The sequence below is a fragment of the Streptomyces sp. NPDC059373 genome (assembly GCF_042751495.1).
Taxonomy (GTDB): domain Bacteria; phylum Actinomycetota; class Actinomycetes; order Streptomycetales; family Streptomycetaceae; genus Actinacidiphila.
In genome coordinates this window covers 60,216-84,647 of record NZ_JBHYXC010000004.1, presented here as the reverse complement: position 1 = coordinate 84,647, position 24,432 = coordinate 60,216, and the positions used below count along the sequence as shown (strand labels likewise).

Annotated in this window: 18 protein-coding genes and 1 tRNA gene; 9 read left to right on the top strand and 10 right to left on the bottom strand. The window is 71.7% G+C overall.

Annotated features, from left to right (window positions below; all coding sequences use genetic code 11):
- Positions 1-38 precede the first annotated feature (38 nt).
- The gene (gene holA, locus ACFXJ5_RS10520; RefSeq protein WP_384629739.1) at positions 39-1,031 is read right to left on the bottom strand and encodes a DNA polymerase III subunit delta; all 993 of its coding nucleotides are present in this window, start codon (positions 1,029-1,031) and stop codon (positions 39-41) included.
- A 49-nt stretch (positions 1,032-1,080) separates the two neighbouring features.
- On the opposite strand from holA, the gene ACFXJ5_RS10515 reads away from it, so the two are divergent.
- A complete protein-coding gene (locus tag ACFXJ5_RS10515) occupies positions 1,081-1,326 on the top strand; it encodes a hypothetical protein (protein WP_384630066.1) in 246 nt (81 codons plus the stop codon).
- Positions 1,327-1,638: 312 nt separating this feature from the next.
- Positions 1,639-3,057, top strand: a complete 1,419-nt coding sequence (locus ACFXJ5_RS10510) for an APC family permease (RefSeq protein WP_384629736.1) — start codon at positions 1,639-1,641, stop codon at positions 3,055-3,057.
- A gap of 77 nt (positions 3,058-3,134) precedes the next feature.
- On the opposite strand, the gene ACFXJ5_RS10505 is transcribed toward ACFXJ5_RS10510, so the two are convergent.
- Positions 3,135-4,979, bottom strand: coding sequence for a bifunctional metallophosphatase/5'-nucleotidase (locus tag ACFXJ5_RS10505; protein WP_384629734.1), 1,845 nt, complete (start codon positions 4,977-4,979; stop codon positions 3,135-3,137).
- A gap of 161 nt (positions 4,980-5,140) precedes the next feature.
- On the opposite strand from ACFXJ5_RS10505, the gene ACFXJ5_RS10500 reads away from it, so the two are divergent.
- Entirely contained in the window at positions 5,141-5,794 is a 654-nt protein-coding gene (locus tag ACFXJ5_RS10500; RefSeq protein ID WP_384629731.1) for a class I SAM-dependent DNA methyltransferase, read from the top strand.
- A gap of 92 nt (positions 5,795-5,886) precedes the next feature.
- On the top strand, positions 5,887-6,591 hold the full coding sequence (locus tag ACFXJ5_RS10495) for a TIGR02391 family protein (protein ID WP_384629729.1): 705 nt from the start codon (positions 5,887-5,889) through the stop codon (positions 6,589-6,591).
- A gap of 61 nt (positions 6,592-6,652) precedes the next feature.
- On the opposite strand, the gene ACFXJ5_RS10490 is transcribed toward ACFXJ5_RS10495, so the two are convergent.
- The 6 genes from ACFXJ5_RS10490 to ACFXJ5_RS10465 form a co-directional block, all read right to left on the bottom strand.
- The gene (locus ACFXJ5_RS10490) at positions 6,653-9,160 is read right to left on the bottom strand and encodes a ComEC/Rec2 family competence protein (RefSeq protein WP_384629726.1); all 2,508 of its coding nucleotides are present in this window, start codon (positions 9,158-9,160) and stop codon (positions 6,653-6,655) included.
- Entirely contained in the window at positions 9,157-9,810 is a 654-nt protein-coding gene (locus ACFXJ5_RS10485; RefSeq protein WP_384629723.1) for a helix-hairpin-helix domain-containing protein, read from the bottom strand. The genes ACFXJ5_RS10490 and ACFXJ5_RS10485 overlap by 4 nt, the downstream gene beginning before the upstream one ends.
- A 300-nt stretch (positions 9,811-10,110) precedes the next feature.
- Positions 10,111-10,956 (bottom strand): DegV family protein, encoded by an 846-nt coding sequence (locus ACFXJ5_RS10480; protein ID WP_384629720.1) that lies wholly within the window; start codon positions 10,954-10,956, stop codon positions 10,111-10,113.
- A 213-nt stretch (positions 10,957-11,169) separates the two neighbouring features.
- Complete coding sequence (locus tag ACFXJ5_RS10475) at positions 11,170-11,763, bottom strand: hypothetical protein (RefSeq protein ID WP_384629717.1); 594 nt, start codon at positions 11,761-11,763, stop codon at positions 11,170-11,172.
- Positions 11,764-11,869: 106 nt separating this feature from the next.
- Positions 11,870-14,731: a leucine--tRNA ligase gene (gene leuS / locus ACFXJ5_RS10470; protein WP_384629714.1), complete on the bottom strand. Its 2,862-nt coding sequence runs from the start codon at positions 14,729-14,731 to the stop codon at positions 11,870-11,872.
- A 230-nt stretch (positions 14,732-14,961) separates the two neighbouring features.
- Positions 14,962-16,947 carry a protease pro-enzyme activation domain-containing protein gene (locus ACFXJ5_RS10465; protein WP_384629711.1) on the bottom strand — a complete coding sequence of 662 codons (1,986 nt, stop codon included), beginning with the start codon at positions 16,945-16,947 and terminating at the stop codon, positions 14,962-14,964.
- 223 nt (positions 16,948-17,170) lie between these two features.
- On the opposite strand from ACFXJ5_RS10465, the gene ACFXJ5_RS10460 reads away from it, so the two are divergent.
- From ACFXJ5_RS10460 to ACFXJ5_RS10450, 3 genes are all read left to right on the top strand, one after another.
- Entirely contained in the window at positions 17,171-18,277 is a 1,107-nt protein-coding gene (locus ACFXJ5_RS10460) for a cytochrome b/b6 domain-containing protein (protein ID WP_384629708.1), read from the top strand.
- Positions 18,274-19,842, top strand: coding sequence for an NADH-ubiquinone oxidoreductase-F iron-sulfur binding region domain-containing protein (locus tag ACFXJ5_RS10455; protein ID WP_384629706.1), 1,569 nt, complete (start codon positions 18,274-18,276; stop codon positions 19,840-19,842). Before ACFXJ5_RS10460 ends, ACFXJ5_RS10455 begins: the two co-directional genes overlap by 4 nt.
- A 150-nt stretch (positions 19,843-19,992) precedes the next feature.
- On the top strand, positions 19,993-20,208 hold the full coding sequence (locus ACFXJ5_RS10450; RefSeq protein WP_384629704.1) for a hypothetical protein: 216 nt from the start codon (positions 19,993-19,995) through the stop codon (positions 20,206-20,208).
- A gap of 50 nt (positions 20,209-20,258) precedes the next feature.
- Here ACFXJ5_RS10450 and ACFXJ5_RS10445 read toward each other — a convergent pair.
- Positions 20,259-20,331 (bottom strand) — tRNA-Ala (locus ACFXJ5_RS10445).
- A gap of 215 nt (positions 20,332-20,546) precedes the next feature.
- Here ACFXJ5_RS10445 and ACFXJ5_RS10440 point away from each other — a divergent pair.
- Entirely contained in the window at positions 20,547-21,884 is a 1,338-nt protein-coding gene (locus ACFXJ5_RS10440; RefSeq protein WP_384629701.1) for a glycosyltransferase 87 family protein, read from the top strand.
- A gap of 30 nt (positions 21,885-21,914) precedes the next feature.
- On the opposite strand, the gene ACFXJ5_RS10435 is transcribed toward ACFXJ5_RS10440, so the two are convergent.
- Entirely contained in the window at positions 21,915-23,360 is a 1,446-nt protein-coding gene (locus ACFXJ5_RS10435; protein ID WP_384629698.1) for an MFS transporter, read from the bottom strand.
- Positions 23,361-23,462: 102 nt separating this feature from the next.
- On the opposite strand from ACFXJ5_RS10435, the gene ACFXJ5_RS10430 reads away from it, so the two are divergent.
- Entirely contained in the window at positions 23,463-24,374 is a 912-nt protein-coding gene (locus tag ACFXJ5_RS10430) for a helix-turn-helix transcriptional regulator (RefSeq protein WP_384629695.1), read from the top strand.
- The last annotated feature ends 58 nt before the right edge of the window (positions 24,375-24,432 follow it).

The following is a 24,432-nucleotide window of genomic DNA, read 5'->3' as shown; positions in this document are numbered from 1 at the left end:
GACCGGGCGCAGCGCACGCAACGCACGCAGCGCAGCGGCTAGCGCTGGCGCGCGGCCCGGGCGATGGCCACCACGGCCTTCTCCAGGGCGTACGCCGGGTCGGCGCCGCCGCCCTTGACGGCGGCGTCGGCCTCGGCGACGGCGCGGAGGGCGGCGGAGACACCGTCGCCGGTCCAGCCGCGCATTTGCTGGCGTACGCGGTCGATCTTCCAGGGCGGCATGCCCAGCTCGCGGGCCAGGTCTCCCGGCCTGGCGCCGCGCGGGGCGCTCGCGAGCTTGCCGATGGACCGCACGCCCGACGCGAGTGCGAAGGTGATCCCCGGCAGCGGCTGTCCCACCGCCAGGGCCCAGCGCAGCCGCTCCAGCGCCTCCGCCGCCCGCCCGGTCACCGCCAGGTCGGCCACCTCGAAGCCCGTCGCCTCGGCCCGCCCGGTGTAGTAGCGGGCCACGACCGCCACGTCGACCGTGCCCTCGACGTCCGCCGCCAGCTGCGCGCAGGCGCTCGCCAACTCCCGCAGATCGCTGCCGATCGAGTCCACCAGCGCCTGGCACGCCTCCGGCGTCGCCGACCGCCCCAGCGCCCTGAACTCGCCCCGCACAAAGGCCAACCGGTCCGCCGGCTTCGTCATCTTCGGGCAGGCCACCTCCCGCGCCCCCGCCTTACGGGCAGCGTCCAGCAAGCCCTTCCCCTTGGCGCCGCCCGCGTGCAGCAGCACCAGCGTGATCTCCTCGACCGGCGCGTCGAGGTACGCCTTCACGTCCTTGACGGTCTCCGCCGACAAGTCATGCGCATTCCGTACGACGACGACCTTCCGCTCCGCGAACAGCGACGGGCTCGTCAGCTCCGCCAGCGTCCCCGGCTGCAGGGCCTCCGGCGCCAGATCCCGCACATCCGTGTCCGCGTCGGCGGCCCGCGCGGCCGCCACCACCTGCTGGACCGCCCGGTCGAGCAGCAGATCCTCCTGCCCCACCGCAAGCGTGAGGGGCGCGAGCGGGTCGTCCGCCGCCGTGTTCGCACTGTTCCTGGCCATCGCCGCCCAGCATCGCACGCCCCTCGGACACCTCGGCCACAATGTCCCGGTGAACGACCTACGCCATCTTCTCGTCCTCCCGGACCGCGACTCCGCCGAAGAGCTCGCCGCCGAAGCCGCCACCCGCTTCGCCCTCCCCCACCACCCCCGGCTCGTCCGCGACGCCCTGGCCGGCGAGGACGACGCCGAGGACGCCCAGTGGCTCGTCATCATCGAGGACGAGCGCGGCGAACTGGACGCGGCGGCACTGGCGGCGCTTGCCGAGGAGTACGACGGCTGGCGGGAGGCGGAGTAGCGCAGCGCATCGTTGCGGTGCGGCCGCGGTGAGTGCAGGCGTGGGGGACGTTGTCCGAGATGCGAGACCGGGATCCGATGCGGGATGGGGCGTGGCTATTCTGATCCGGAAGCGAGTAAATCCGCATCGGTAGCGGGGTTTCTTGAGGGTTTACGGAGTCACAGCGGCTCACAGCTACGGATTTCGTTGTCCGAGACCTCTTGACGGGTCGTTGATGCGCGGGGTTTCATGCCGGGACGGAAGTACACATTCCGTTCATGTTTCCTTGACCGGAGGCGGTAGCCCCCTCAGCCCGACCCGATCGGATCCCGCATGACCGACACGCTTGACCCCTTGGCGCCCCCGCATTCGCCGCTGGCTCCGCCGATTGAGGCGCCGAAGGCACTGACCCGGTCCATCGGTGTGGTCGGAGGCACGCTGCTGACGCTGTCGTGCCTGACTCCCGCCTCGTCGCTGTTCGTGATCGTGCCGCCGCTGTTCGCGGATCTGGGTACGGGGACGGCCCTGACGATCGTGATCGCCGCCGTGCTGTGTATCGCGGTGGCGTTCTGCTACTCGGAGCTGGGGACGCTGATCCCGAGCGCGGGTGGCGAGTACGCCATGGTGGGCACCCTCGTCGGCCGGCTGGCCGGGTGGGTGGTGTTCGTCCTGTCGCTGATCGTGGTGATGATCGTGCCGCCGATCATCGCGCTCGGTACGGGCGAGTATCTGGCGCCGATCGTGCACATCAACGGCCAGATCGCGGGAGCCGGCGTCATGCTCCTGGCGACGGTGATGGGCCTGCTCGACCTGCGGGCCAACGCCTGGATCACCGGCATCTTCCTCTTCCTGGAGGTCGTCGCGGCCGGCATCGTGGCCTTCCTCGGCTTCTCGCACAGCGCGCGGTCGGCGTCGGTGCTGGTGCACCCGGTGACGGACGCCGGGCACGGGATGAGTTCGGCGGTGACCGCGGGGACGATCATCGCGGGGCTGGCGATCGCGCTCTTCGTACTGCAGGGCTTCAGCACGGCGGTGTATCTGTCGGAGGAGATGGAGAACCCCAAGCGCACGGTCTCGCGGACGGTGCTGTGGACGCTGGCCATCGGGGCCCTGGTCGTGATCGTCCCGACCATCGCGATCACACTCGGCGCGCCGGACCTGCACACCCTCGCGGAGGGCAACCTGTCAGCCCTCGTACAGGGCTGGAGCAACTCGGCGATGGGCACGTTCATCAGCCTGTGCATCGCGCTGGCGATCATCAACGCGGGCATTGTCATGGTGATCCAGAACTCGCGGGTGCTGTACGCGTCGGCGCGCGACCGCGCCTGGCCGAAGCCGGTCAACCGGGCCTTCGGCCGGCTGGGCGGCCGCTTCGGCTCACCGTGGGTGGCCACGCTGGCGGTGGGTGTGCCGGGTGCGGTGCTGTGCTTCGTACCGGTGGAGACGCTGAGCGGCGTGACGGGCGTGGCGGTGGCCGCGATGTACATCGTGGTGGCGGTGGCGTCGCTGGCGTCGCGACGCGGGGAGCACAAGAAGCGGCAGGCGTGGCGGATGCCGCTGTGGCCGGCGGTGCCGGTGCTGCTGATCGCGGTGCTGGCGTACGTGCTGACCCAGCAGACCACCCGGGACCTGCTGATCACGGGCGGCATCGTGGCGGTGTCGTGCCTGTACTGGCTGCTGTACCTGCGGCCGAAGCGCGAGACGCGCTGGGTGATCTCGGTGCCGGAGGAGGAGCTCGGGCTGGAGGCCTGAGGTCTGAGGTCTGGGGGTCTGAGGGTCTGGGCCTGTAAGGGGCCCGCGTCATGGCGCGGGCCCCTTACGCATGTGGCTCAGAAGACGGGCGTGCCGTCCTGCGTCAGCTTCCAGTTGTCGGTGAAGAAGACCGTCGGGTCGATGGCCCCCGCCGAGACCAGGTAGTCGATCAGCAGCTGCTGGATGCCCTGGCCGCCGTTGTAGACGATCTCGGCGTCGGAGATGTGCGGGTAGCCGCTGCCGCCGGAGGCGCGGTAGTTGTTGACCGCGACGACGAAGACCTGGGTGTCGTCGATGGCCGCGCCGTTGTACTGCAGGTTCGCTATGCGCGAGCCGACCGCCTTGGCGACGTCGATCTCGTACGTGAGGCCGGTGGCGATGTCGTACGTGTAGTCCCAGCGGGTGGCGCCGCCGGAGGTGCTGTTGGTGAGGGTGGCGGTGTCCACCTTCGTGCCGGACGGGACCTGGTTGTAGTACGCGGCCGCGAACTCCAGGTAGTCCCGGAGCTGGGCGCCGGTGAGCTTCTTGCCGTACAGCGTGTTGTCGTAGATGTAGAGCCCCGCGATGTCACGGATCGTCACATTCCCGGCGGGGATGTCGGCGGTCCGGCTGAAGGGGGCGGCGACGGACACGACGGGGAGGTCGGCGTCGGTGCCGGTCAGGCCGGCCTTGACGGTCTGCGTCTGCACGTAGTTGATGAAGTCGATGATCGCCGTGTCCTTCCAGCAGGACTCGGTGGCCGACATCTCCTCGGTGCACGTGCCGAGCGGCTGGTTCACGTACGTGACGACCGCGTCGTGGTCGGCCTTGAGCAGGGCGACGATTCCGGGGTCCTCGTCCACCGCGTTGGCGTTGAGGACGTCGGAGGTGACGGAGGTGACCTCCCAGCGGCCGCAGGTGAATTCGAGCTCGAAGTCGAAGACGGACAGCCGCTTGCCCCAGCAGAAGGGCTCGGACAGCACAACGTCCTTGCCGGTCTTCTTGTTGGTGACCTTGTAGGTGGCCACCTCCACGTGGGTGTGGCCGACCAGGATCGCGTCGATGCCGGGCACCTGCTCGGCGACGAGGTTGGACGCGTTCTCCACGTACGGCAGCGCGTCACCGTAGGAGGTGGTGCCGTCGAGGCCTGAGTGGTCGGTCAGGAAGACGACGTCGCAGCCCATGGAGCGCAGCTTGGGTACGTACTTGGCCGCCTGCTCGACCAGGCCGGGGAAGACCATCTTGCCGGAGACGTTGTCCTTGTCCCAGATCGCGATGCCGGGGTTGGTCAGGCCGATGATGCCGACCTTGATGGCGGGGCGGCCGGGTACGGGGATGTGCTTGATGGCGTAGGGCGGAAAGGCGGGCTTCAGCGTCTTGGCGTCGAGGGCGTTGGCGCCGAGCAGGGGGAAGTGACACTGCTCCTGGAAGGTGCGGAGCAGCGGGATGCCGTAGTTGAACTCATGGTTCCCGAGCGCGGCGGCGTCGTACCGCATGTGGTTCATGGCGGCGGCCATGGGGTGTACGGGGCCGGGCTTGCCGTCGGTGCCGGTGATCGGGTCGACCTTGGCGTAGTAGAAGCCGAGCGAGGTGCCCTGAATGATGTCGCCGGCGTCGATGAGCAGCGTACGGTCGCGGCCCTTGGCCTCGCGCTGCTGCTCGACGAGGGTGGCGATCTTGGCGATGCCGACCTCGTCACCCTTGGTGTCCTTGTACTCCGCGTTGGTGTAGTAGTCCCAGTTGAAGACGTGCGTGTGCAGGTCCGTCGTGCCGAGGATCGAGAACGAGTACGTCTTCGGGGCAGGCCCTCCCTTCCCGCCGCTCTTCGTCTCGGCGGCGGCCGCCTGCGGCGCGGCGGCGACCACCCCGGCCGTACCGGCGAGGGCGACGCCCGCACCGGTCGCGGCCGAGCGGTTGATGAAGTCTCTGCGGTTGATGGGCACTTACGCCTCCGGGGGCCTGGTCTACGCCGTTTACGGGTGTAACGCGCGTAGACTTACACCTCGGCAGGTACTTGCGTAAGGCCTTTTACGTTTCTGGCAGGTCAAGGGAGCGTATACGCGGGACCGGTGACGGAAAGCTCGGGCGAGTACTGTCCTCCTCCATGACGGAGCCTTCCTACCTGAGCGCCATCCGGGCCAACTACGACACCGTTGCCGTCGATTACGCCGAACTCCTCAGCTCTGAACTGGCCCGCAAACCGTTGGACCGGGCGATGCTTGCCGCGTTCGCGGAACTCGTGCAGGCGGGCGATCTGGGGCCGGTCGCCGATCTGGGGTGCGGTCCGGGCCGGGTGACGGCGCACCTGGCTTCTCTCGGGTTGGATGCGTTCGGCGTCGATCTGTCACCGGCGATGGTCGCGGAGGCCCGACGGAGGCACCCGGAACTGCGGTTCGACGAGGGGTCGATCACCGCACTGGACCTGAAGGACGGTGTGCTCGGCGGCATCGTCGCCTGGTACTCCGTCATCCACACCCCGCCGGAACTGCTGCCAGGGGTGTTCGCCGAGTTCCACCGGGTGCTGGCCCCCGGCGGCCACCTGCTGCTCGCCTTCAAGGCGGGCGATGAGCGCAGACACCTGGAACATGGCTATGGGCACCCGATGTCGCTCGACGTCCACTGGCTGCCGCCCGACCATGTCGCGGAGCTGCTGGGCCAGGCCGGATTCGCAGCGCACGCCCGGATGCTCCGCGAGCCCGGCGAGGACGAGAAGCAGCCGCAGGCCTTCCTCCTGGTCCGCAAGCCGGTGGCTGCCTGAGGGCGGGGCCCGATGTGCGTCCGCGCAGGAGCGGGGAGTCCGCCTGGCGCAAATGCCGGCGCACGCTGAGCCGACTCCCGTAGCCTCCGGCCATGGATCACGCGTGGGCCATCCAGAAGCTGGACGAGTTCATTGCCGACGTCGACCGGCTCAACGCCTTCGTGCATCTTCGCAGCGACGTGGAAGCGCTGGTCCGCAAGGAAGCGCTGATCAGGAAGATAGCCAACGCCTACCAAGAGGGAGCCGGCGACTACGCCGCCTCTGCCGGAAACGGGAAACAAAGGCGCTGGGGACCCGCTCGGCATGCGGCCCTGCTGGCCCGGGAGCTGGCAACGAACGCTGAGGATTTCGAGGCCTTCCGCCGCCCCAAGTCAGCCTCCGTCACCACGGAGGCCATGCATCCCTGGGTTCAGAAGTCGGTTACGGAGCTGTGGGCCGCGAACGCCCACCAGGACGCCGTCCTGGCCGCAGCACGGACCGTGAACCGTCGCCTCCAGGAGAAACTGAAGCGCCACGACGTCGGCGACAACGTCTTGTGCATGCAGTCCTTCGGCATATCGGACCCCGAGCCGGGTAAGCCGCGTCTACGGTTCCCCGGTGATCGGACTACGCCCTCCTGGAGAGCCCGGCAGGACGGAGCGAAGTACCTGTCCGCCGGCGCCTTCCTCGGCATCCGCAATTTGGCGGCGCACGAGGAGAAGGTCCCCTGGGGTCAGCAGGAGGCGCTGGAGTACTTGGCGACCTTCTCTGTCGTCTCGCGATGGATCGAGGAGTGCACGGTGGAGACCGCATCCTGACGCGATCTGAAGACGCCGGCCATGCGTCTGCGCCGTTCCGCCTACGCGATGAATCGAAGTGCTACCTGAGGGCGGGGCCTATGAGGGCGGCGCGGAGGTGTTGGGGGTTGCCTGTGACGGCGATGGGGCCGTCGGTGTCGGTGCGGAGGACGGTGGCGCCCTGGGCGCGGAGGGCCGCGACGGTGCGGGGGGAGGGGTGGCCGTAGGGGTTGTCGGCGCCGCAGGAGATGAGGGCGAGGCGGGGGTGGAGGCGGGCCAGGAGGGCGTGATCTTGGTAGGCCGAGCCGTGGTGGGCGACTTTGAGGACGTCGACGCGGGGGAGGTCGGGGACGGCAGTGAGGAGGCGTTGCTGGGCGGCGGGTTCGAGGTCGCCGAGGAGCATGAGGGTGAGCCCGGCGGTGCGGACGAGGAGGGCGATGCTGGCGTCGTTGGGACCGTCGTCGGGGAGGGCGGAGGGGGTTGGTGGCGGCCAGAGGATCTGCCAGTCCAGGGCGGCGAGGCGGCGGTGTTCGCCGGCGGCGGCGCGGATGAGGGGGATGTGGGCGGCGGCGGCCTGGCGTCGCACGAAGGCGGCTTGGCCGGGCGGTTCGTCGAGGGTGGTGGTCTCGATCGCGCCCACCGTGCGGCCGCGCAGGACGCCGGGGAGGCCGTCGACATGGTCGGCGTGGAAGTGGGTGAGGACGAGGAGCGGGATGGTCGTGACGCCGAGGGAGCTCAGGCAGCGGTCGGCGAGGGCGGGCTCGGGGCCGGTGTCGATGACGACGGCGGTGCCGGCCCCGGCTGACAGGACCAGGGCATCGCCCTGACCCACGTCGCAGGCGACGAGCCGCCAGCCGGGCGGCGGCCAGCCGGTGAGGCTTCTGGGCAGCGGGGCGGGACGCAGGACTGCCAGCAGGAGGAGCAGCACGGCCGCGGCGCACAGCCACGGGTGCCGCAGCAGGCGCCGGCCGAGCAGGACGCCGGCCACCGTGAGCGCCGCGAGGAGGGCCGCGCCCGCCCAGCTGCCGGGCCAGTCGACGGTGGCGCCGGGCAGCGCGGCGCCGTGGCGGGCGACGGCGGCGATCCAGGCCGTGGGCCAACCGGCCAGCCAGGCAAGGGCCTTGGCGGCGGGCATCGCGACCGGCGCCGCTGCGAGCGCCGCGAAGCCGAGCACCGTGGCCGGGGCGACCGCGAGTTCGGCCAGCAGATTGCACGGCACCGCGACCAGGCTGACGTGCGCGGCCAGCACGGCCACCACAGGCGCGCACGCCGCCTGCGCGGAGGCCGCAGCCGCGAGCACCTCCGCCAGTCGGGGCGGCACCCGGCGGCGCTGGAGGGCGGCGCTCCAGAGCGGGGCGAGGGTGAGCAGGGCGGCCGTGGCGAGGACGGAGAGCAGGAAGCCGTACGAGCGGGCCAGCCACGGGTCGTAGAGCAACAGCAGGAGGACGGCGGCCGCCAGGGCGGGGATCAGCGAGCGTCGGCGGCCGGTGGCGATGGCCAGCAGTGTGATCAGCCCGCACGCGGCGGCCCGCAGCACGCTCGGGTCCGGGCGGCAGACGATCACGAAGGCGATCGTGAGCACGCCGCCCAGCACGGCTGTCGCCCGGAGTGGGATGCCGAGGCGGGGTGCCAGGCCGCCTCGTTCGGCGAGGATGGCGGTGCCTGGCGGGCCGATGAGCAGTATCAGGATGATCGCGAGGTTCGAACCGGACACGGCGGTGAGATGGGTCAGGTCGGTGGCCTCGAAGGCGTCGTGCAGCTCGGGCGGGATGCGGGAGGTGTCCCCCACCACCAGGCCCGGCAGCAGCGCGCGGGCGTCGGGCGGGAGGCCGGCGGTGGCTGTGCGCAGGCCCGCGCGCAGGCGGCCCGCCGTTTGCTGCACGGAGGTGGGCGACCGGGTCACCCGGGGCAGGCCGTGCACGGACAGCACGGCGGCCACGCGGTCGCCCGGGCGGGCCGGCGGGGCCAGCCGGGCATCGACGGTGACGTGGGTGGACGGCAGCAACCGCAGCCAGGGCTCCGCCGGCCGGTCCGCGATGACCAGCACCGGCGTACGTACCACCGCCGTGCTGCCGTACGCCGTGACGCGGACGGCCTCGGCCTCCACCATCGCCGCCGCCGGCGCCCGAGCCGCTCCCCGGACCCGGGGGCGGATGGTGCGGGCGTCCCCGCTGAGCCTCAACTCCACCGTGGCGCGGGCATGTTCGGCGGCGAGGGCGGGCACCGGCCCTCGGTGCAGGTCCGCCGCATGCAGGGCGGCGACACCACCGGTCGCCGCCGCGCAGAGCAGGACGGTGACCGCCGCGACCCCTGATCGCCGTAAGGCGACCGGATGGCCGCCTTGGGCGCGGCGGCGCCGCAGCGTGAGCGCGAGCAGCGTGATGGCCAGGGCCACGGCCGAAGCGCAGGCTGCGGCCGACACTCCCCCGGGGGCGCCGAGCGCCCACGCGGCGGTGAACCAGGAGGCGAGGGCGGGCGGGACGAGGCGGAGGTCGGGCGGGGTGTCCTGGTGGGGGTTGGAGGCGCCGCGGGGTGAGGCGGCGGTGGCGTGAACGGCGGGACGTACGGGCGGAGTCGGCGGCGCGGTCATGGGGTGACCAGGGGCTTCAGGTCCGCGAAGCGGCGGTCGCCGATGCCGGTGACTTCGTTGAGCTGGTCGATGGAGGTGAACCCGCCGTGCTGGGTGCGGTAGTCGATGATGTGCTGGGCCAGCACCGGGCCCACGCCCGGCAGGGCTTCCAACTGCTCCGGGGTGGCGGTGCTCAGGCTGACGGGGGCGGTCGGGCCCGGTGCGCTGCCGGACGGGCCGGGTGCCGGGGCCAGAGCCGGGGCGCCGACGACGACTTGTTCTCCGTCGGCCAGGACGCGGGCGAGGTTCAGGCCGCTGGTGTCCGCGCCGGGGAGCGCCCCGCCCGCCGCCTTCACCGCGTCCGCGACGCGGGAACCGGCCGGCAGCTTCCGTACCCCCGGTCTGCGGACCTTGCCGGCGACGTCGACGACCACCCCGGCGCCCGTCCGCGCCCCGGCCACAACCGGCGGCCCCGGCGAAGGCGCCGGCCGCGGCACGCCTGCCACCGGGGCTGCCGCCGACACCCGCGGCACCGCCACCGTCTGCGGCTTCCCCGCCCAGAAGTGGTACGCCGCGAAGCAGACCGCCGCCACCAGCACCACCGCCAACGCCGCCACGGTCTTCGGCTCCATCCCGCAGCGCACATACAGCCACCCGCGCACCCGGACCATGACTCCCGGCGCCTCAGGCGGTGGGCGGCCCGCCGAATCAGGCGCTGAGCCCGCAGAAACAGCGGCCTCAGGCACAGGCCCAGTAGGCACAGGCCCAGGCCCAGCAGGCCCAAGCCCGGGCCCAGGCCCAGGCTCGAACAGCGCGGCCGCGCGGTCGAGGAGCAGAGAGGCAGGGCGGGGCCGTTTGGGGCGGAGTGCGGTGAAAGATGCCATGCAGCCGACGTTAGAGAAGCCCGAGCCCCAAAGATGATCTTGGCAAATCCCTGTGGATAACCAACTCGACAACTCACCGGCACCAGTTCAGTGCGGCGAGACGACCGCTCCCAGCAGCCCCGGCCCGGTGTGCGCACCGATCACCGCGCCGACCTCGCTGACCACGAGGCTCTCCAGGCCGGGCACGCGCTCCCGCAGGCGGTCGGCGAGGACGGCGGCGCGCTCGGCGGAGGCGAGGTGGTGGACGGCGATGTCGACCCGCCGGCTTCCGGCCCGCTCGACCACGATTTCCTCCAGCCGGGCGACGGCCTTGGAGGCGGTGCGGACCTTCTCCATGAGCTGGATGCGGCCCTCCACCAGCTGGAGCAGCGGCTTGACCGCGAGGGCAGACCCCAGCAGTGCCTGCGCGGCGCCGATCCGGCCGCCGCGCCGCAGATAGTCGAGGGTGTCGACGTAGAAGTACGCGGACGTGTCCGAGGCCCGCTTCTCCGCCGCCGCCACGATGTCGTCGGCGGAGCCGCCCGCCTCTGCCGCCTCCGCCGCGCTCAGCACGGGGAAGCCCAGCGCCATCGCTACCATCCCGGTGTCCACGACCCGCACCGGGACGGAGGCGTCCCCCGCCGCCAGCAGCGCCGCGTCGTATGTGCCGGAGAACTCGGCCGACAGATGCAGGGAGACGATGGCGTCCGCGCCCGCCTCCACCGCCGCCCGGTACGCGGCGGCGAACTCCTCCGGGCTGGGCCGGGACGTGGTCACCGGTTTGCGTCGCTGCAGCGCCCGCGCGACGGCCGGGGCGGAGACCTCGGTACCCTCTTCCAGTGCCTCGTCGCCGATCACCACCGCGAGCGGCACCACGGTGATCCGGTGCCTGGCCAGGGCCTCCTGCGGCAGGTAGGCCGTGGAATCGGTGACGATAGCGACATGGGACGACATGTGCGGGAGGTTACCCGTGGGCGGGGGCCGAGGACAGTACGGCCCCGCCCGGATCAGCCAAGACCCCGTCAAGATCAGCCGAGGCCCCGCCCCCGTCAGCCCCGGACCCCGCCCGGATCAGCCCAGGCCCCGAGCCGGATCAACCGGGACCGCCCCGCCCCGGATCACCCCGGACCGCCCCGCGCCGGATCAGCCAGGACCAACCGCGCCGGATCAGCCAAGGCGCTTCGCCTCGGTGCCCGCCTCCGTGGCCTCAGGCGTCGCGGGCGCCCAGTGCCGCAGTGCTCCCGCCTCGATGTCGATGTCGCGGCCCAGCGCAGCGAGGTCGTCGTCGGCGAACTGCCGGGCGCGGTCCTGGGCGGCCCAGCGCAGCGAGTCCGCGGAGTGGGTGATGCGGCGGGTACGTTCCTCGAGTTCGGGGAGCCGGGCAGCGATACGCCCCCGGTCGGGCTCCCGCTCCAACAGCCGTAGTTCGGCGTCGAGTTGCCTGGCGTGGCCGCGAAGCCGGGTCAGTAGCCCGACGGCCTCGGTGAGCGAGGGATCCGACGCCGCCTCCGACTCCAGCGCCTCCCGGGTGCTGGCGATCGACGTGCGCAGCGAGAGCCGCAGCTCCGCGAGCTGCCCCGCCGGCCCCGGCTGGGCGTAGCTACGGGCCCGGAGCGTGGTGTCCTCGACCATCCGGCGGGCCTGCAGACCGGTGCGCTCGACGCCACGCTTCACGGCCCGCACGGTCTTCACCGTGGCGACGACGCCGAGGGTCACGAAGGAGGCGAAGAGGAGCAGGATCACGGCGACGGCGATTTCCACGACGGCTCCTCTGCTCGGTGGACTACGTCCACCGTAAACGCACAGGGCAGGTTGGGGGTTCCGGGGGAACCCCCAACCTGCCCCTAAGGGTTACATCGTCGGGGCGTCAGCCGGTCACGATGTTGACCAGTTTCGGCGCCCGCACGATCACCTTGCGAATGTCCGCGCCGCCCAGTGCCGCGACGACCGCCGGCTCGGCCAGCGCCTGGGCCTCCAGGTCGGCGTCGGCGATGGTCGGCGGGACCTCCAGGCGGGCCTTGACCTTGCCCTTGATCTGGACGACGCAGGTCACGGACTCGTCCTGGACCAGCGCCGGGTCGGCGGCGGGCAGGTCGGTGTGGGCCAGCGAACCGGTGTGGCCCAGCCGGCGCCACAGGTCCTCGGCGATGTGCGGGGCCAGCGGCGCGATCAGCAGGACCAGCGGCTCGGCGACCGAGCGCGGCACGGGGCCGCCGGCCTTGGTCAGGTGGTTGTTCAGCTCGGTGATCTTGGCGATGGCGGTGTTGAAACGCAGCCCGGCCAGATCCCCCCTCACCCCGTCGATCGTCTTGTGCAGCGCGCGCAGTGTCGCCTCGTCCGGCTCGGCGTCGGTGACCGTGACCTCGCCGGTCGTCTCGTCGACGACATTGCGCCACAGCCGCTGCAGCAGCCGGTACTGGCCGACGACGGCCCGGGTGTCCCACGGCCTGGACACATCCAGCGGGCCCATCGCCATCTCGTACAGGCGCAGCGTGTCGGCACCGTACTCGGCGCAGATCTCGTCCGGCGTGACGGCGTTCTTCAGGGACTTGCCCATCTTGCCCAGCTCGCGCTTGACGGGCTGTCCCTGCCAGAACCAGGCGCCGTCCCGCTCCTCGACCTCGGCGGCGGGCACCGGGAAGCCCCGGCTGTCGCGGTAGACATACGCCTGGATCATGCCCTGGTTGAACAGCTTGTGGAACGGCTCGACGGAGGACACATGCCCCAGGTCGTGCAGCACCTTGGACCAGAAGCGGGCGTACAGCAGGTGCAGCACGGCGTGCTCGGCGCCGCCGACGTACAGGTCGACGCCGCCGTGCGGCCGGCCCTCGCGCGGCCCCATCCAGTACTGCTCGATCTCGGGGTCGACCAGGCGCTGGTCGTTGTGCGGGTCCAGGTAGCGCAGCTCGTACCAGCAGGAGCCCGCCCAGTTGGGCATGGTGTTGGTCTCGCGGCGGTAGCGGCGCACACCGCGCCCGTCGCCCAGGTCCAGCTCGACGTCGACCCAGTCCTCGTTGCGCGACAGCGGGGTCTCGGGCTCGGTGTCGGCGTCGTCCGGGTCGAAGGTGCGGGGCGAGTAGTCCTCGACCTCGGGCAGCTCCAGCGGCAGCATCGACTCGGGCAGCGCGTGGGCGACGCCGTCCTCGTCGTAGACGATCGGGAAGGGCTCGCCCCAGTAGCGCTGGCGGCTGAACAGCCAGTCGCGCAGCCGGAAGTTGACGGTCCCCTCGCCGATGCCGCGCTGCTCCAGGTAGGCGATGATCCGGCGCTTGGCCTCGGGGACGTCCAGGCCGTTCAGGTCGATCTCGTCGTTCGCGGAGTTGATCGCCGGACCCTGGCCGGTGAAGGCCTCGCCCTCCCAGCCCTCGGGGGGCTGGACGGTCCGTACGATCGGCAGCTCGAAGACGGTGGCGAACTCCCAGTCGCGCTCGTCCTGGCCGGGGACGGCCATGATCGCGCCGGTGCCGTAGCCCATCAGGACGTAGTCGGCGACGAAGACCGGGATCTTCTCGCCGTTGACCGGGTTTACCGCGTACGCGCCGCTGAAGACGCCGGTCTTGTTCTTGCCCTCGGTCTGCCGCTCGACGTCCGACTTGGCGGCCGCCTGCTTGCGGTACGCCTCCACGGCCTCCGCCGGGGTGTTCGCGCCGCCCGTCCAGGCCTCGCGGGTGCCCTCGGGCCAGGTGGCCGGGACGACGGTGTCGATCAGGGGGTGCTCGGGGGCCAGCACCATGTAGGTGGCGCCGAACAGGGTGTCGGGGCGGGTCGTGAAGACGGTGATCTTCTCGTCGCGGCCGTCCACGGCGAAGCCGACGCGCGCGCCCTCGGACCGGCCGATCCAGTTGCGCTGCTGCAGCTTGATCGCCTCGGGCCAGTCCAGGGCGTCCAGGTCGCTCAGCAGACGGTCGGCGTAGGCGGTGATGCGCATCATCCACTGGCGCAGGTTGGCCTTGAAGACCGGGAAGTTGCCGCGCTCGGAGCGGCCGTCGGCGGTGACCTCCTCGTTGGCCAGCACGGTGCCCAGCCCCGGGCACCAGTTGACCGGCGACTGGGAGGAGTACGCCAGCCGGTGGTCACCCAGCACCGCCTCGCGCTCGGCGACGGTCAGCTCGGCCCAGGGGCGGCCGTCCGGCGTCGGGCGCGAGCCGTCGGCGAAGGCCGCGATCAGCTCGGAGATCGGGCGGGCCTTGTCGGCCTCCTCGTCGTACCAGGAGTTGTAGATCTGCAGGAAGATCCACTGGGTCCACTTGTAGTAGTCCGGGTCGATCGTCGCGATCGACCGGCGCTTGTCGTGGCCCAGGCCCAGTCGGCGCAGCTGCCGCTTCATGTTCTCCATGGCGGCCTCGGTCGACACGCGCGGGTGCGTTCCCGTGGCGACCGCGTGCTGCTCGGCGGGCAGGCCGAAGGCGTCGAAGCCCAGGGTGTGCAGCACATTGTGGCCGGTCATGCGCTGGAAGCGGGCGAAGACATCGGTGGCGATGTAGCCCAGGGGGTGGCCGACGTGCAGCCCCGCGCCGGAGGGGTACGGGAACATGTCCATGACGAAGGCCTTGGGCTTGGCCAGCTCGCCGTCGCCGGCCAGGTCACCGGTGGGGTTCGGGGCGGCGAAGGTCTGGTCCGCCTCCCAGAAGTCCTGCCAGCGGCTCTCGATCTCGGCGGCCAGCTCGGCCGTGTAGCGGTGGGGCGCAGCCGTCTCGGCGGCGGAGGGGGTGGAGGTGGTCTCGCTCATCGTCCTCGGTGCTCCATCGATGTCATGACGGCCTGCGGCCCGTCCGTGCGGTCATCTGCCTGCGGAAATGAAAAAGCCCCTCACACAGGAGGGGGCGCCGCACTGACATGGGTCCTGGTCAGCGCGGCTCGCTAAGCAGAAGGCGTACGGCACGCATGCGCTCAGGTTACCGCAGAGCGGGAAGGGCCCGCACCGAGGTAGGAAACCCCGGTGCGGGCCCGCCCCTGCCGTCAGTGGTGACGGCCACCGTACGCGGAGAACGACTTCAGGTAGCCGTTCGCCGGGCTGCCGACGCCGGTGGCGTCGTCGTAGCCGACGACCGCGGACAGCGAGCTGTCCCGGCCGAGGCTGCGCAGCGAGGTGATGGTGCCGCCGCTGGCGTCGAAGCCGTTGGCGTAGTCCACCCGGACCACGGCGAACCGCTTGCCCGCACCCAGCGGGAAGTCGGTGACGTCGTGATACGCGGCGGTGCCGTACTTGTTGTAGATCGACGGGTTGGCGAAGCCGATCGGCACGCCGCCCTGCGCCTGCTGCGCCAGCGCCTGGATGGCCGCGAAGACCGGCGAGGCGAGCGAGGTGCCGCCGATGCGGTACTCGCTGTACTGGATCGAGCCGTCGGGGAAGGTCTGGCTCTGTCCGACCAGGAAGCCGGTCTGCGGGTCACCCACGGCCGAGACGTCCGGGACGACACGCTGCTTGGTGGTGCCGCCGTTGGCCAGGGCCAGCGAGTCCGGCACGACACCGCGCTGGTAGAACGGCTGGTCGTAGATCTTGCTGGTGCCGCCGCCACCACCGTACGAGTACGTGCCGGGCAGGGACGCCCAGCTGCTGCCGTCCGAGGAGAGCAGCGACTTGGTGGTGCCCCAGCTGGTTTCCCAGTTGTACGTGTTGCTCTTGCTCACCGCCAGCGAGGTGCCGCCGACCGCGGTGACCCACGGGGAGTTGGCGGGGGCGTCCACCTGCTTGACACCGGTGTTGGCAAGCTCGTCGCCGTTGTCACCGGACGAGAAGTAGAAGCCGATGCCCTCGACCGCGCCCTGCTGGAAGATCTGGTCGTACGCGGCGGTGAGGTCGGGGGTGTCGTACTGCTCGGCCTCGCCCCACGAGTTGGTGACGATGTCGGCGAGCCGGTTGTCGACGACCTTGCTCAGCGCGTCGAGCAGGTCGTCGTCGGTGCAGGACGAGGCACCGACATAGGTGATGTCGGCCTTCGGCGCGACGCCGTGCACGGCCTCGACGTCGAGGGTCTCCTCGCCGTACCAGCCGGCCGCGTCGCACTCGTCGGCGCCGGTGTACTGGTACGAGGACGGCAGGACCTGGGTGAGCTGGCCCTTGCCGTACGCGGCGTCGCCGTTCTTGGCCGCGTAGGTCTTGGCGTCCTTGACGATGTACGGCGAGGCGAAGGCGTCGGTGATGGCGACGGTGACGCCCTTACCGGTGTTGCCCTTCTTCGCGCCGTACGCGCCGCGCAGCTGCGTGCCGGTGTAGCCCTTGATCGCGTACGGCTGCTTGGAGCCATAGGCGGACGGCAGGCTGCTGGCGGTGTTGGAGCCGTAGTACGAGGAGAACGGCCCGGAGTTCTTGAAGACCGCGCTCGGGTCAGGCAGGGTCGTGTCGTCGTGCTTGACCACGTGCGGGGCGTTGTCCAGACCGGTCACGGTGAGAACCGCGCCGTTCAGGGACGCCGGCGCGGAGGCCGTCTTCGAGGGCGCGCGGTAGGTCTTGCTGCCCTTCTTGTAGTTGTGCAGCGAGGTGCTGAACGCCTTCTCGGTGGCCGCGACGTCACCGGTGACCGTCACATAGTGGGACGTGGTCCCGGTGACCGTCAGCCCGGAGGACGTCAGCCAGGACTTGACCTCGGCCACCTGCTGCTTGGTGGTGCCGAAGCGGGCGTCGGCCTGCTTCGCGGTGAGGAACTTGCCGTACAGGGCCGAACTCGGGTCGGACACGGCCTTCGCGTAGGCCGCGAGACCAGCGGCATCGCGCCCGGCGAAGTAGACCCGGGCGGAGACCTTGCTGGAGTCGGCGGTGGCGCCCTTGTCGGCCTTGGCCGTCGCCCAAGCGGGCTTGGTGCCGCTCAGTGCGTCACGGGACGCGCTGCCGGTGTCGGCCTGGGCGACGGTGGGTATACCCATCGCCAGCGCGCCGGCGACCAGCGGCAGCGATGCCGCCAAGGCCAGGCCGGTGCGCCGTTTTCTGGAGCGTGAAGAGCTCATCAAACCCCCTGCGAGACGGATCGTCAGGGCGTCACTCTTACGGTGAACTGTTCATGCCAGAGGAATGTAATTACCAAGAAAGCGTCAAGTGGCGACCTGGGAGGCACATTTGAGGGAAAACCCTGCACGCCGATCAGACCGACGTTAGCAGTTCGTAATGATCCACACCCGGGGTTGCTGAAAAGCACCACACTCATGGGTGGCCCATGCGTAGCGTCTGCGCATGCGCCCCCTCCCTCAACGCTCCAACTCCCGCCGCGGGAGCCGCCCTTTTGCGTCAAATCCCCCAGGCGGCAACACCCTCCCCGAGGCTCTCCGCACCGCCCGCCTGCCCCGCCTCGTCGCCGTCGGCGGCATCGGCGCGCTTCTGATCGCCCTCGGTGCCGGCACCAGCGGCCAGATCCGTGCCTTCCTCGACTTCGGGGTCGGCGTACTCTGCCTGGTCGCCCTGACCTCCACCGTGATCTGGGGACTGGTCTCCACCGACGAGATCATCCTCGGCCCGCGCCAGCGGATCATGACGCAGGGCATCCACCGGGGGCTGGGGGTGGCCGCCGTGTGCTTCCTGATCGTCCACATCTCGGTCAAGGTCGCCGAGGGCCACGCCACGATGTTCCAGGTCTTCCTCCCGGCCGGCTTCACCGGACAGGCGTTCCTGATCTTCCTGGGCACCTTCGCCTCGTACACGATGATCCTTGCCGCCGTCACCGGCGCGCTGCGCAGCGCCTTCGCCGAGCGGCGCCACCCGGTGCGCTGGCGGATCCTGCACTGCACCTCGTACGCCTCCTGGTGCGCGGCCCTGGTGCACGGGCTCAACGCCGGGCGTACGGCCAAGACCCAGTTCGTCGTGATGTACGTCCTGTGCCTGATCGCCGTCGCCATCGCCCTGGTCGTACGGCTGCGCAGCACGCGCGGCGAGAACCTCTTCCCGCTGCGCCCCTCCGCCTCCGGCACCGGCGGCCTCAGCCCCCAGGGCAGCCGCGGGCGTTCGCGCCGCGCAGAGCCCACCCGCCGCAACGACGGCGTCCCGCTCGCGTACACCGACCCGCTGCCCCCGCTGCCGAACTTCCCGCCGGTCGCGCCGCCCGCCGACTCACTGGCCGGCCTGCCCCCGGTCTACGCCGAGCCGCTGCCCGCCGACGCCACCGCGCAGCTCCCGCCGATCCCCGACCAGGGCCAGTACTACGAGACGCCGGCGTACGGCACGGAAGTTCCCACGCAGGTGCCGTACGGTGAGTCCGCCGACGTGAGCGCCACCCGCCTGCAGCCCGTCAACTGGCAGCAGCCCTCTCAGGCCCAAGGCCCGTACTACAACGGAGGACAGCGATGAGCCCGCGCCCGGACAACCTCCCGGCCGTCCGTGGCGCCGCGACCGCCAGCGCCGACGTCCTCCCTGAGGTGCGCGCGGTCGGACTGCCCCGGGTCACCGCCGGGTTCGACGAGGTCGAGCGCCTCGACCGGGTCACCCATCTGTCGGTGCACGGCTCCATGCCCTCCGGCATGACCGAGAGCGAACTGATCGACCTCGCCGAGCTGATGGTCCTGCGCGGCAAGGGCGGCGCGGGCTTCCCCTTCCACAAGAAGCTGACCGCCGTCGCCGACAGCGTGCGGCGCTCCGGTGTGCGGCCGGTCGTCGTCGTCAACGGCTCCGAGGGCGAGCCCGCCTGCCGCAAGGACGCGGTGATCCTGCGGCGCGCCCCGCACCTCATGCTCGACGGGGCGCTGCTGGCCGCCGAGGTGATGGGGGCCTCGCAGCTGGTCGTCGCCGTCACCCGCGACACCAACGAAGCCTCGATACGCGACGCCATGGCCGAGCGCGGCCTCGGCGACCGGCGCGGCAAGGCACTCAGAGCCCGGATCGTACGGATGCCGGAACGCTTCGTGTCCGGCGAGTCCTCGTCGATCATCTCGGCCGCCAACGGCGGCACTCCGCTGCCGCCCGGCCGCAAGGTCAGCGCCAGCGAGGCGGGTGTCGACGGCGCGCCCACGCTCTTCTCCAACACCGAGACCTTCACCCAACTCGCCATCGGGGCACGGCTCGGCGCGATCCGCTACGGCTCCACGGGCGTGGCCGGCGAGCCCGGTACCGCCATGCTGACCGTGTCGGGGTCGGTGCCCCGGCAGGTGGTCGTCGAGACGCCGACCGGCGTCCCGATGTCGTACATCCTGCAGATGTGCGGCGCCGGAGTCGGCCAGGGTGTCCTGGTCGGCGGCTACCACGGCGGCTGGATCGACCCGTCGGTCGCCTCGATGGTGACCATCGCCCGCGAGAGCCTGGAGGCCCACAAGGCGACGCTGGGCGCGGGCGCGCTGCTGCCGCTGGACCCGGGCCTGTGCCCGCTCGGCGAATCCCTGAAGGTCGCCCAGTGGCTCGCGGGCGAGACAGCGGGCCAGTGCGGGCCCTGCAAGCTCGGGCTGCCCGCGATGGCCGCGCTGCTCGGCGACGTCCTCAACGGCGGCGGCCAGGCGGCCCTGGAGGAGCTGCGCAAGGTGGCGATGGGCGTGAAGGGCCGGGGCGTGTGCAAGCACCCCGACGGCTCCATGCGCTTCGTCCTCTCCTCCATCAGCGCCTTCACGGACGACCTCGCCGCGCATGTGCTGGGCGGCGGCTGCGGGCGGCCCGTCAAGGGCGTCCTCCCGCTGCTCGGCTCCGAGGGCCCCACCGGCAGGGGCGGCTCCGGCTCCACCAACCAGCGGCTCGTCGTCGACTGGACCCTCTGCAAGGGCCACGGCCTCTGCGCCGGCATCCTCCCCGAGATCGTCCGCCTCGACCGCAACGGCTACCCCGACATCGCCGGCACCCAGGTCCCCGCCCACCTCACCGGCCAGGCCCAGCGCGCGGTGCGCCGCTGCCCGGCGCTGGCGCTGCGCGTCGAGGAGGGCGGCCGGCGGTAGCTCAGGTGCGGTGCCGCCGGGCGATCACCTCGGGGGTGCGGGCCATGACCGTACGCAGCTCCTGCGGCGCCGGCACTTCGGCGTCCCCGGCGGCCTGACCACCTCGTCGGCGGCTTCACCTTCGGCCTCACCCGCATCGCGGGCCGCTCCATGCTGCTGAGCGCCGTCGACCCGGCCCGCGCGGGCCGGACCCTCGGCGCCGCCAACGCGATCGGCCTGGCCGCCGGCGCCCTGGTGACCTCGGCCTTCTCCTGGGCCTGCGACGCACTGAGCGTCCCGGCCGCCTTCCTGCTACTGGCCATGATCACCGCCGCCGTGGCGAGGCCCGCCATGGCCGGGCTGCGGCGGCAACAGAAAAGGGCCTGACCGCCGTCATCGGCGTCCAGACCCTCGGTGTTGCCAGGTGTTCCGTGGAGTGGAGCTACGGGGATTCGAACCCCGGACCTCTTGCATGCCATGCAAGCGCTCTACCAACTGAGCTATAGCCCCGCGCGTCGTTGTGCCCGGGTCCCCCCGGCGACTCCGCATACATTACGGGCTGCCGTCGCGTTTGGCCAAATCCTTATCGGGGCATGCGGGGGCGGGGTGAAACGGAACCGTTCGAGCCCGGTGGCGGTCCTGGTGAATGAAGGTAGTGTCAGGCGCCTGTGCCCCTTACGCCGCCTACGCAGCGCCGACCGCCCGGACCTCAGGAGCCACGCACCGTGACTGCGACGCAGACGATCGCCGACGCCCAGCGCAGGGTGGCGGTGCGGGCCTTCATCGCGCGTCGGCCCACGCTGGTGGCGGCCGTGGTGTGTCTGCTGTCCTTCACCGCTTTCTACCTGGCGCAGCGCGCCGCCAACGTGTCCATGCTCGATCTGGACGTCTACCGGGCCGAGGGCTGGACCGTGCGCGCGGGCCGCGACCTGTACGACATGCGGGCCACCCACGCCCAGCTGCCCACTACGTATCCGCCTTTCGCCGCACTGCTGTTCATCCCGCTGACGTGGCTGGACGAGAGCGCGGCGCGGCTGGCCGTCAACCTGGTCAACCTGGGTCTGCTGCTGGCCCTGGTGCACCTCTCGCTGCGGCTCATCGGCCGCCCGGCGCGGCTGCCGCGGGCCGCCGTGACGCTCGCCGTGGCCGCCGTCGCGGTGTGGTGCGAGCCGGTGTGGACGACCATGCGGTACGGGCAGATCAACCTGCTGCTCGCCGTCCTGGTCCTGTGGGATCTGACCCGGCGGGCGGGCCACCGCTGGGCGGGGGTCGGCATCGGCATCGCGGCCGGGATCAAGCTCACTCCGGCGCTCTTCGTGGTCTTCCTGGCGGTGGCGGGTGCGGCGCTGGGCATACGGCGCATGCGGCGCGGCGGACCCGGGTGGAACGTCCACCTGCGCCGGGCGGCCGTGGCGGCCACCACCTTCGCGACCACGGTCACGCTGGCGCTGCTGGCACTGCCGCACGACTCCAAGCGCTTCTGGACCGAGATCATCTTCGCCGCCGACCGGGTCGGCCACGGCGAGGACACCGCCAACCAGTCGCTGCGGGGCATCCTCGCCCGCGCCGTCCACACCGGCGACCCCGCCGGCTGGTGGCTCATCCCCGCCGCCGCCATCGCCTGCGCGGGGCTCGCGGTGGCGGTCGCCGCCCTGCTCGCCGGCGACCGCCTGCCGTACGGCCTGGCCTGGGCGGCCGTCTCCTGCGGCGTCACCGCGCTCATCGTCAGCCCCATCTCGTGGTCCCATCACTGGGTCTGGGGCGTGCCGATGGTCATGCTCCTCGGCGCCGAGGCCGTCCGCCGCCACGACCGGAGATGGACCGTCGGCGCGGTCGCCGCAGGCGTGGTCTTCTGCTCCTTCGCCCTGTGGATGGTCCCCCACGGCGACGGCACGCGGCACGAGCTCAACCAGACGGTCGGCGAGATGGCCCTCTCCGCCGTCTATCCCGTCGTCGGCGCGGTCTTCCTCGCGGTCGCCGGCGTCGTGACCGCCTCCGCGTGGCGCCGCCGCCCGCCCGTCCGCACGGCCCCGCGCTCCCAGCCCGCGTACGCCGGCCGCTGAGCCCACCAGGTCCCCCGCCGGGGCCTTACGTCACCGCCGCAGGCCCGCCACCGCGCCCACGGCTGCCGTGGCGGCCAGTGCGGCGGCCGTGACGGCGATCGCGTGGGCGGAGGGGTGGACGTGGCCGGCCAGCGCCACCCGGTTGAGGAACAGGGTGCCGAAGGTCGCGACGCCGATGAGCTGGCCGAGCTGGGTGACCGTGGCCAGAAAGCCGCTCGCGTCGGCCGCGTCCTCGGGGGCGACCTGGCCGAGGGCGAGGGTCAGGGTGGGGCTGAAGGCGAGGCCGAGACCGGCACCGAGGCCTGCCAGGACGACGAGCAGACCCGCCTCGTGCTGCCCGCCGTCCCGCATCACCAGGCCCAGTCCGGCGAGGGAGGCCGCGGCGATCAGCAGCCCGCCGGAAGCCAGCGCACCGTAGGAGCGCTTCGGCAGGCGCCGCCAGTACAGCCCGGCGATCCCGAAGGTGACGGCGGCGGCCGCGAAGGTCAGGCCGGTGTGCAGCGCGCTCTCGCCGAGCCCGCTCTGCAGATGCAGGGCGAAGACGAACAGGAAGCCCGCGTTGACCGCCATGGTCAGCCAGATGACGGCGGCGGCCCGCACCATGCCGGGGGCACGGAGCACGCGCCCGGAGACCAGCGGCGCACCCCCGCCACGGGCGAGCCGGGCCTCAAGGGCGACGAAGACCCCGAAGAGCACCGCGCTCAGCCCGAGGGACACCCAGCCCCACACCGGCCAGCCCTCCTCCTGCCCGAGCACGAGCGGCACCGTCAGCAGCGTCACGGCCGCGCCCAGCACCACCAGCCCCGGCACATCCAGCCCGCGCCGCCGCTCGGGCACGCCGGGCGCGTCACGCGGGATGACCCGCGGGGCAAGCAGCAGCAGGGCGAGGCCGATCGGCACATTGACCAGGAACACCGGCCGCCAGCCGGTCCCGAACAGGTCCGCGCTGACCAGCACCCCGCCCAGGGACTGCCCGATCGCCGCGCCGGAGGACAGCACGGCCGCGTACACGCCCAGCGCACGCACCCGCCCCTCACCGGTGAAGTTGCGCTGGATGAGGCTCAGCACCTGGGGGACGAACAACGCCGACCCCGCGCCCTGCACGATCCGGAAGGCGATCAACTCCCCCGTCGACTGGGCGAGTCCGCAGGCCAGCGAGGCGACGGTGAAAAGCGCGAGCCCGGCCAGCATCGCCCTGCGGTGGCCCCACAGGTCGCCGATCCGCGCACCGGTGATCAGGAGCACGGCGTACGAGATGGTGTAGCCGGCGACGACGAGCTGGAGCCCGGCGCCGGAGGCGTTGAGGTCGGTACGGATCGTCGGGGCCGCGACATTGACGATGAAGACGTCGAGCAGGGCCATGAACTGGCCCGTGAGGATGATGCCGAGCAGCAGCCCGGCAGGCGGTCGCCGCCCGGCGTCGGGCGCCCGCCCGAGGACAGGACTACGAGGAGTGCTGAGCGCGGAGTTCGTCATGCCCTCGAGCCTGGCGGCGGCCCGGTACCGGTAACGAGAGCCCCGTGACACTGGTACTGGCAGCACCTGGCACCGCCTCCGGGCGCACGGCACGATGGTCGCATGCCCCAGCGCCGGACCGAACTCGCCGCCTTCCTGCGCAGCCGCCGCGCCCGGATCACCCCCGAGGACGTCGGCATGCCGCCCGGGTTCCGCCGCCGCACACCGGGCCTGCGCCGCGAGGAGGTCGCCCAGCTGTCCGGGGTCGGCGTCACCTGGTACACGTGGCTGGAGCAGGGCCGCCCGATCAACGCCAGCGTCCAGGTCCTGGAGGCCATCGCCCGCACCCTGCGCCTCGACGTGACCGAGCGGCAGCATCTCTACCGCCTGGCGGGCGTACCCTTCGTCGCCGACGACATCCCGGACGCCGAAGCCGTCGGCGAGGAGGTGCAGGGCATCATCGACGCCCTCGACCCGCTCTGCGCGGTGGTCTACAACGCGCGCTACGACGTCCGGGCGTCCAACGCGGCCTACCGGGACGTCTTTCCGGCGGTACAGATCACCGGGCGCGCCGACCGCAACGTCCTGCTGCGGCTGTTCACCGGCCCCGCCTGCTGCTCGGCGTTCCTCAACCGCGCCGAGGAGCTGCCCCGTATGGTCGCCCAGCTGCGCGGGGCGTACGGGCGCCATGTGGGCGAGCCGGCCTGGGAGTCCTTCGTCGAGCGGCTGATCCGTGAGAGCGCCGAGTTCGCCCAGATGTGGGCCAGTGGCGATGTCGCCCCGGCCGGCTCTCGGATGAAGCTCGTCCAGCACGCCTCGGTGGGCGTCATCCACCTCACGTCCGTCTCGCTGGCGATCGACGGCATGCCCGAGCACCGCATCGTGGTCTACACGCCCAACGACGAGGACAGCTGGGCCCGGATCGAGCAACTGCGCGGCATGAGCGACCCGTTGCTCGGCTGCCCGGTGCACGCGCGGCGGCTGTCGGAGATCAGCGCGGAGATCGCGGAAAAGCAGATGTCCCGCACCCTCTGAGAGGACGCGGGACCGCGAGGCGGAGCCGAGCAGAAAAGACGAGGCCGACTCGAGTCCG

Coding starts and splice junctions, on each gene's coding strand:
- ACFXJ5_RS10510 (WP_384629736.1), top strand. CDS start 1,639: ATGACCGACACGCTTGACCCCTTGGCGCCCCCGCATTCGCCGCTGGCT.
- ACFXJ5_RS10485 (WP_384629723.1), bottom strand. CDS start 9,810: ATGGTCCGGGTGCGCGGGTGGCTGTATGTGCGCTGCGGGATGGAGCCG.
- ACFXJ5_RS10460 (WP_384629708.1), top strand. CDS start 17,171: ATGCGCCCCCTCCCTCAACGCTCCAACTCCCGCCGCGGGAGCCGCCCT.
- ACFXJ5_RS10490 (WP_384629726.1), bottom strand. CDS start 9,160: ATGACCGCGCCGCCGACTCCGCCCGTACGTCCCGCCGTTCACGCCACC.
- ACFXJ5_RS10500 (WP_384629731.1), top strand. CDS start 5,141: ATGACGGAGCCTTCCTACCTGAGCGCCATCCGGGCCAACTACGACACC.
- ACFXJ5_RS10450 (WP_384629704.1), top strand. CDS start 19,993: ATGCTGCTGAGCGCCGTCGACCCGGCCCGCGCGGGCCGGACCCTCGGC.
- ACFXJ5_RS10430 (WP_384629695.1), top strand. CDS start 23,463: ATGCCCCAGCGCCGGACCGAACTCGCCGCCTTCCTGCGCAGCCGCCGC.
- holA (WP_384629739.1), bottom strand. CDS start 1,031: ATGGCCAGGAACAGTGCGAACACGGCGGCGGACGACCCGCTCGCGCCC.
- ACFXJ5_RS10455 (WP_384629706.1), top strand. CDS start 18,274: ATGAGCCCGCGCCCGGACAACCTCCCGGCCGTCCGTGGCGCCGCGACC.
- ACFXJ5_RS10465 (WP_384629711.1), bottom strand. CDS start 16,947: ATGAGCTCTTCACGCTCCAGAAAACGGCGCACCGGCCTGGCCTTGGCG.
- leuS (WP_384629714.1), bottom strand. CDS start 14,731: ATGAGCGAGACCACCTCCACCCCCTCCGCCGCCGAGACGGCTGCGCCC.
- ACFXJ5_RS10480 (WP_384629720.1), bottom strand. CDS start 10,956: ATGTCGTCCCATGTCGCTATCGTCACCGATTCCACGGCCTACCTGCCG.
- ACFXJ5_RS10495 (WP_384629729.1), top strand. CDS start 5,887: ATGGATCACGCGTGGGCCATCCAGAAGCTGGACGAGTTCATTGCCGAC.
- ACFXJ5_RS10435 (WP_384629698.1), bottom strand. CDS start 23,360: ATGACGAACTCCGCGCTCAGCACTCCTCGTAGTCCTGTCCTCGGGCGG.